Annotated in this window: 1 protein-coding gene; it reads left to right on the forward strand. The window is 48.1% G+C overall.

What is annotated here, in order from left to right; genetic code table 11:
• Positions 1 to 366 (forward strand): pyridoxine 5'-phosphate synthase (locus CWC14_RS18580; protein WP_171036897.1); only part of this gene is annotated, 366 nt, incomplete at both ends.

Genomic DNA, 366 nt, shown 5'->3' on the forward strand with positions numbered 1-366 from the left:
GATAAAGTTGCCGACGCGGTTAAACGACTCACGGCTGCGGGTATCAAAGTCAGTCTATTTATTGATGCCGATAACGCGCAAATTGATGCCAGTGTGAAAGCAGCGGCCCCCTATATTGAAATTCACACCGGAGCCTATGCCGATGCCGAGAATGACCAGCAACAAGCGAAGGAACTAGAAATTATTCGTGAAGGTGCGCGTTATGCGCATAATCAAGGGCTCATCGTCAATGCAGGACATGGCTTGCACTATCATAATGTGAAGCCAATTGCCGCGATGGAAGAAATCTATGAGCTTAATATTGGTCACGCCGTTATTGCTCGTGCGGCCATTGATGGCATGGAAAAAGCGGTTCGTGACATGAAG

Source organism: Pseudoalteromonas sp. S3260, from assembly GCF_005886925.1.
GTDB lineage: Bacteria > Pseudomonadota > Gammaproteobacteria > Enterobacterales > Alteromonadaceae > Pseudoalteromonas > Pseudoalteromonas tetraodonis.